This is a genomic window from Mesorhizobium sp. M7D.F.Ca.US.004.03.1.1 (assembly GCF_003998635.1).
In the GTDB taxonomy this organism is placed as follows: domain Bacteria; phylum Pseudomonadota; class Alphaproteobacteria; order Rhizobiales; family Rhizobiaceae; genus Mesorhizobium; species Mesorhizobium loti.
The window spans coordinates 1-6,552 of record NZ_RZQG01000288.1 but is presented as its reverse complement, the minus strand read 5'-3'; the positions used below and the strand labels follow the sequence as shown (position 1 = coordinate 6,552).

The 6,552-nt window shown below is 64.4% G+C and carries 8 protein-coding genes and 1 pseudogene; 3 read left to right on the top strand and 6 right to left on the bottom strand.

Translation table 11 applies throughout. The annotated features are described in order from the left end of the window. Nucleotides 1–2: 2 nt before the first annotated feature. From EN935_RS17395 to EN935_RS42135, 3 genes are all read right to left on the bottom strand, one after another. Complete coding sequence (locus EN935_RS17395) at nt 3–551, bottom strand: sigma-70 family RNA polymerase sigma factor (protein ID WP_109671307.1); 549 nt, start codon at nt 549–551, stop codon at nt 3–5. Nucleotides 552–640: 89 nt separating this feature from the next. Continuing rightward, nucleotides 641–1,234 (bottom strand): histidine phosphatase family protein, encoded by a 594-nt coding sequence (locus tag EN935_RS17390; RefSeq protein ID WP_109671308.1) that lies wholly within the window; start codon nt 1,232–1,234, stop codon nt 641–643. A gap of 167 nt (nt 1,235–1,401) precedes the next feature. Further along, on the bottom strand, nt 1,402–1,761 hold the full coding sequence (locus EN935_RS42135) for an HAD-IA family hydrolase (protein ID WP_245488996.1): 360 nt from the start codon (nt 1,759–1,761) through the stop codon (nt 1,402–1,404). Between the two features lie 23 nt (nt 1,762–1,784). Between EN935_RS42135 and EN935_RS42130 the strand changes: the two are divergent. Next, nucleotides 1,785–1,871 (top strand): annotated as a pseudogene (locus EN935_RS42130) (phosphonoacetaldehyde hydrolase); the annotation flags it as partial. On the opposite strand, the gene EN935_RS42125 reads toward EN935_RS42130, so the two are convergent. Together EN935_RS42125 and EN935_RS17380 are read right to left on the bottom strand one after the other, a co-directional pair. Then, complete coding sequence (locus EN935_RS42125; protein WP_245488995.1) at nt 1,840–2,217, bottom strand: hypothetical protein; 378 nt, start codon at nt 2,215–2,217, stop codon at nt 1,840–1,842. The pseudogene EN935_RS42130 and the gene EN935_RS42125 sit on opposite strands and share 32 nt — an antisense overlap. After that, the gene (locus tag EN935_RS17380) at nt 2,214–3,371 is read right to left on the bottom strand and encodes a TIGR03364 family FAD-dependent oxidoreductase (protein WP_109671310.1); all 1,158 of its coding nucleotides are present in this window, start codon (nt 3,369–3,371) and stop codon (nt 2,214–2,216) included. The genes EN935_RS42125 and EN935_RS17380 overlap by 4 nt, the downstream gene beginning before the upstream one ends. Nucleotides 3,372–3,618: 247 nt before the next feature. On the opposite strand from EN935_RS17380, the gene EN935_RS17375 reads away from it, so the two are divergent. After that, nucleotides 3,619–4,803 carry an amino acid aminotransferase gene (locus tag EN935_RS17375; protein WP_109671340.1) on the top strand — a complete coding sequence of 395 codons (1,185 nt, stop codon included), beginning with the start codon at nt 3,619–3,621 and terminating at the stop codon, nt 4,801–4,803. 80 nt (nt 4,804–4,883) lie between these two features. Beyond that, on the top strand, nt 4,884–5,708 hold the full coding sequence (gene mazG, locus EN935_RS17370) for a nucleoside triphosphate pyrophosphohydrolase (protein ID WP_109671311.1): 825 nt from the start codon (nt 4,884–4,886) through the stop codon (nt 5,706–5,708). Nucleotides 5,709–5,714: 6 nt separating this feature from the next. Here the strand turns inward: mazG and hflX are convergent. After that, a partial coding sequence (gene hflX / locus EN935_RS17365) for a GTPase HflX (protein WP_127373467.1) occupies nt 5,715–6,552 on the bottom strand: 838 nt, incomplete at its 5' end.

Sequence of the window (6,552 nt, the reverse complement as noted above, 5' to 3'; positions counted from 1 at the left end):
GGTCATGACGGGCCTCCAACGATCTTGAGATGGTTTTTCGCCTTTGCGGGAGCCGCCTCCATCTCGCGCAATGCGGCGCGCGCCCTGCCTATGCGCGACATCAGCGTGCCCAGCGGCACGCCGCTGGCATCGGCGGCTTGGCTGTAGGAAAGGCCTTCGATGGCTACGAGGTGCAGCGCTGAACGCTGTTCTTCCGGCAGGCTGAAAAAGGCCTCGCGCACCTGCGCCAGGCGCACCGAATGCTCCTGCGGCGCCGGGGTGCTGCCCTCGGCAAGATATCCGGCCTGTTCGACGCGCGCGGCTTCAGACCTGCGCGACCGCATTTTGTCGATGAAGGTGTTGTGGACGATCGACAGCAGCCAGGCGCGCAGGTTTCCACCGGAGCGAAAGGTGCCACGCCGTTCATAGGCGCGCACCAGCGCGTCGTGGACGAGATCCTCCGCATCCGTGCTGTTCCGCGTCAGCGAGCGCGCGTAGCGGCGCAGCGAACCGAGCTGTCCTATGATGTCAAAGCGTGGCATCGACGGTTTCATGTCCTGTTTACGGAGCATGTGGGGAATTTAATCCCTGCCCTGCCAATTTTCTTAATCGGGTTCGCTGCAGGACGTCGTTCGCTTCTGATCTCGCCTCATGACCGACTTCACGCCCGACGGAGATTCTCCGGTTCCGGCGCCGTTACACCACAGGCGCGCAAGACCCATCTGCGCCCGTCGCTGCGGAAATCGGTGATGCTGAGCGGCTCAATGTCGATCTTCCAACAGGCGGCGAGCGGGGCACCGAGAACATGTAGGATCGCGGTGCGGACAACGCTGGCATGGGTTATCGCGACGGTGTGGCCGCGCTCGGCGATCAACCCGTCCATCAGGTTCGAGGCTCTGCTCGCGACGTCGGCCAGCGACTCGCCACCATGCGGAGCCGCATCGGGATCGGTGAGCCAGGCGGCGATGCCCTCGGGGTGCTCGGCCTGGATCTCGTCAAAACGCTTGCCGGCCCAGCTTCCATGGTCCTGGTCCGCCAGAAGCGGTTCGATCGAGGCGTCCAACGACAGCGCCCCAGCACTTTGGCGTGCGCGAAGTGCTGGACTTGTCCACACGCGGTCGGCGCGACGCAGTGTTGCGCTCATCGCCTTCGCAAGGGTGATCGAGCGCGGCTCGAGCGGCTCATCCAGCGGAAACGACCCTTGCCGGGTTGCTGCCGTGGCGCCGTTGCAGATCATCGTCAGACGTACGAGCATCCGGCAGCTATCCCTCGATCACACCTCGTTGGCCAGCAATAGCGCCGTCTGAATGATCTCGCCATCGAGTTGCAGCTCTGTACGCCGATGAACCGGCACGGTCGCGCTACCGTGACCGGCAGGCGTTCAGTTGAGGTGCCACCGATGGTCGCTTGGTCGAATGACGATCAAGGCCTTTCGCCGCGCCGCAGCTTGCCTTCAATCGCGGCAATCACCGGCATCAGATCGGCCACGCCCTTGACGACAAAATGCGCGCCGGCGGCAGTGAGCTTGGCCGATGCCTCGGCCCGTTTCATCCTGAACACATCCGGAGCCAGAGCCTGCGTCTCCGCCAGCGTGTGGCCGAAGACATTGCCGGTCACCGCCACGCCGACGGTCCACGCGCCCGCATTGATACCCTCGGCGATACCGACCTCGGTGTCGTCGACCTTGACACACAGCCACGGCGGATAGACGCCGAGTTCGGTCAGTGCTTTCCAGAGCATGAACGGTGTCGGCCTGCCGTCGGGCGTGTCGCCAGTGCACACCAGGCAATCCGGCGAAAAGCCCTGCGCTGCGGAAGCGCGGCCTCAAGATCGGCACCACCACCGGCTACACGCGCGACATCATGGCGGAAATCCTGCCGGTTGCCGCAGCGCCCTGACCACATCGACAACACCGGGAATGACATCGGAGAACCGCGCCGCCACAGCCCGGTTCTTCGGCACGAACACATCATAGATTGCGTCGATGTCGGCCTCCGTCGCGATATGACCGTGCTGCTCCGTCCAGGCGGCAGCGATCCTGGGCTGGGCCAGCAATGCTGCGATATGCGGGCGCTTGGCCATTCCCATCGGCCCCCTCGCCTCATCGACGCTGATCGCCACGCCGAATTCAGCGAAGGCCTCGACAAAGACGCCCATCGGCGCCAGCGAGCCGTGATCGACAACGGTGCCGGCCCAGTCGAAGACGACGGCGCGAAGCAAACCGGGGGTGGCCATCATGCGATCTTCCTGGCGTCTGCCGTGGTTGAACCGAAAAGTTCATCGACCACCTCTTCGGCGATCGCGAACGAGGTGCTGGCGCCGGTGCCGCTGGTGATCATGACCAGCCGTACGCCCTCCCGCGGCGCGTCGGCGAACATGGTGCGACCGGTTGCCGAGGCATAGATGCCGGTCCAGCGTTCCAGCACGCGCGGCGGAGGACCGCCAAAGACGGCGCTGAACTCCTCAAGGATGATCTCGTCGACGCGCTCCGAGGCAAACGGATCCGGCGTCACCGCATAGTGATGTGAATCGCCGACCACCAGCGTGCCGTCGGCACTCTGCACGACGATCAGATGCACGCCGTTGTCGAGTGCGTCGCCCTGCTCGGCTTCCAGCCGACGTCGCAAGGCGGTGGCTTCGGGCAAAGCAGCATAGCCGCTGTAACGCGCCAGCCCAAGATCCGACATCACCGCCGCCGGCAACCGGAAGCCGGGATCGGCAAGGCGCATCATCTGCAATTTGCAGCGGGTGACGCCGTATTGCGCGATACGATCGGGGTAAAGCGTGGCCAGGTCGTCACCAGGGCAGACGATCACCTTGTCGGCGAAAACCAGGCCCCGGCTGGTCTCGATGTCAGGCGGCTCGATCTGGTGTACCGCCGTTTCGCGTCGGAATTCCACGCCATGCTTTTCGGCGAGGAAGGCCGCAAGCTGCGGGATGGCCTGACGCGACTCGACACGCACGTCGTGCGGGCTCCACAGGCCGCCGGCAAAATCCTGGCCCGCCAGTTCGGGAAAATCGCTGCGAAGCGCTTCAGGTTCGAACAGCAAACAGCCCTCGCCCATCTCGGTTTGAAGAAATGCCTCGACCACCGCGCGCGCTTCCGGGCGGCGCGCGACGACGACCACGCCGCGCTGGATGACTTCGATGCCGGCGGGCGCGGCCACCTCCAGCCAGATGTCGCGGGATCGCATGGCACGGCGCCATACCTGGCCGCGTTCCTGGCCACTGACGGTCACGAAGCCGAAATTGCGCACCGAAGCGCCGTTGGCCTGGGCGTCACGGTCGATGACGACGACGCTGAGACCACGACGGACTGCGGCGAGTGCATGGGCGAGACCGACAATGCCGGCTCCGACGATGGCGAGATCGAATTTTTCTTGCCGGCTCATCGTCGTTTCACACCATCATTCTCATGCTTCGTCCTGGAAACGCTATTCAAACTACGCCGATGTGACAGGAACGTGTAGGGCGCTCCGCCCTCTCGTACATATAGCCTGCCCGATGCCGGCCAGTGTTAGGGCAATGCTCGATGCGATGCATTCGGGCAGCTTTGCACGGGCTGAAGCGATAGTAAAAGCGCTGGCGAAATGCGTTCGATTTGCGTATCACTCCGCCGCGCCAATGGAACCATTTTCGATGTTTGAAGCCCTGCAGCCCGCCCCCGCCGACAAGATCCTGGCCCTGATCGGCCTTTATCGCGCCGACCCGCGTCCCGACAAGGTCGACCTCGGCGTCGGCGTCTACAAGGATCGCGACGGCAAGACGCCGGTCATGCGCGCCGTGCGCGAAGCCGAAAAGCGGTTGCTGCAGGGTCAGGACACCAAGACCTATCTCGGCCTTGCCGGCGATACCGGATTCAACACTGTGATGGCCAAGCTCGCCTTTGGTCCGGGCGCCGACATGACGCGCATCCGTGCGGCACAGGCGCCCGGCGGCTCCGGCGCGCTGCGGCTGGTGGCGGAACTGCTCAAGCGGACACGCTCCGATGCAACCATCTGGCTGTCGGACCCGACTTGGCCGAACCACATGCCGGTGATGCGCGCCGCCGGCCTGCAGATCCGCGAATACCCCTATTTCGATGCCGCCTCGGGCGCCGTTCGTTTCGACGACATGCTGGCAGCGCTGCGGACGGCAAACAGCGGCGACGTCGTGCTGCTGCATGGCTGCTGCCACAACCCGACCGGCGCCAATCTGGATGCGGCCCAGTGGGCAGCCGTTGCCGATCTGGTCGTCGAGCGCGAGCTGCTGCCGTTTGTCGACATCGCCTATCAGGGCTTTGGCGATGGCCTTGAGGCCGACGCCCTCGGCTTGCGCCTGCTGGCGGCAAAAGTTCCGGAAATGGTCGTCGCGTCGAGCTGCTCGAAGAATTTCGCCGTCTACCGCGACCGTGTCGGCGCGGCGATGGTCCTGGCTAGGGACGGCGCACAGGCCGACGTGGCGATGAGCCAGATGCTGTCGGCGGCGCGCGCCATGTATTCGATGCCGCCGGACCATGGTGCTGCCGCGGTGCGCATCGTGCTGGAAGATGCAGCCTTGCGTGCGGACTGGGAGGCCGAGCTTGAAGAGATGCGCCTGCGCATGCTCAGGCTCCGCGTCCAGTTCGCCGAGGCGCTGCGCCGGCAGTCCAATTCCGACCGTTTCGATTTCGTCGCCAGCCATCGCGGCATGTTCTCCCGCCTAGGCCTCACGGAAGCGCAGGTCGAGCGGCTGCGCGCCGAGCACGGCGTCTACATGGTCGGCGACAGCCGCATCAACGTCGCCGGCCTGCCCGAGGACGGGATGGACGAACTCGCCAAGGCGATCGTTTCTGTCCTCGACTGACGGGGCTCACCTGTGGACAAGGCGCCTTCGCCGGCTGACAGCGTTGGCAGCGCGGGCGGCGGCGCGATAGCATCCACCGTATGACGCCATCAAAAGACATTTCGCGCCTGATCGAGATCATGGCGGCGCTGCGCGTGCCGAAGACCGGCTGCCCGTGGGACATCGAACAGGATTTCTCGACCATTGCGCCCTACACGATCGAGGAAGCCTATGAGGTGGCGGACGCCATCGCGCGCGGCGATCTCGACGATCTGCGCGACGAACTGGGCGACCTTCTGCTGCAGGTCGTCTATCATGCGCAAATGGCCGAGGAAGCCGGCGAATTTGCCTTCCCCGACGTGGTGCAAGCCATCACGACGAAGATGATCCGACGCCATCCGCATGTCTTTGGCGACGAAAAGGCCCGCAGCGCTGGCATGGCCAAGGGCATGTGGGAAAAGATCAAGGCCGAAGAGAAGGCGGAGAAGCGAAGCGCTCGCCTCGCCCGCGGTCTCGATCCGGAAGACAACGGCAAGGGGTTTCTGGACAGCGTGCCGGTCGCCCTGCCCGCGCTGACCCGGGCGCTGAAACTTCAGGAGAAGGCCGCCCGCGTCGGCTTCGACTGGAGCGAGGCGGCGCCCATTCTCGACAAGATCGAGGAAGAGATCGGCGAGTTGCGCGAGGCGCTGGCCAAGGGCGACACCGCCTCGATCAAGGACGAGTTCGGCGACATGCTGTTTGCCGTCGTCAATCTCGGCCGCCACCTCAAGCTCGATTCGGAAGCAGCGCTTAGCGGCACCAACGAGAAGTTCCGTTCACGCTTCCATTATGTCGAGCAAGCCCTGGAAAAATCCGGCAACACGCTGGAAAAGGCGACCTTGTCCGAGATGGAGACGCTCTGGCAGGAAGCAAAGACCGCGAAGTAAGTTGCATTACCCGTTGTTTTTACGACGCAATCTGCTTTCGATCTCTTCGCGGGCGCTTTGTGTGGCCTTGAGCGAGATGGTGGCGCTGCCGTCATCATTGTCGCTTCGCGAAACGACGTCGCCATTGCGATAAAGCCAGTCGACAAGGCCGAACTGTGCCGGCTCGATCGTCACCGTCAGGTCTTCGAGCTCGCCGGCCATCCGTGTTTCGATGATCGCCTTCAGCGCATCGATACCCTCGCCGGTCACCGCCGACACAGCAATCGGCGGCGCCTTGCTGGCGTCGGCGCCATCGGCAAGCAGCCGGCTGCGGTTGCCCTCGTCGAGCCGATCGATCTTGTTCCACACTTCGATCACACGCTTTGCGTCGCCGGCATCGACACCGAGGTCGGCCAGGATGCGCTCGACATCCTCGGCCTGGGCGGCTGTATCGGGGTCAGAAATGTCGCGCAGGTGAAGGACGAGGTCGGCCTCGACCACCTCTTCCAGGGTGGCGCGGAAAGCGGCGATCAGATGCGTCGGCAGGTCCGAGATGAAGCCGACCGTGTCCGAAAGGATGATCGGCGTGCCGTGCGGCAGGCGCACGCGGCGCAGCGTCGGGTCAAGCGTGGCAAACAGCATGTCCTGCGCCAGTACGTCTGCTCCGGTCAGCCGGTTGAACAGCGTCGACTTGCCGGCATTGGTGTAGCCGACGATCGCCACCACCGGGAACGGCACCTTCCTGCGCTTGGCACGGTGCAGGTCGCGCGTACGGCGCACCGTTTCCAGCTCGTGCTTCAGCTTGATGATCTTTTCCTGCAACTGCCGCCGATCGGATTCGATCTGCGTTTCGCCGGGGCCACCG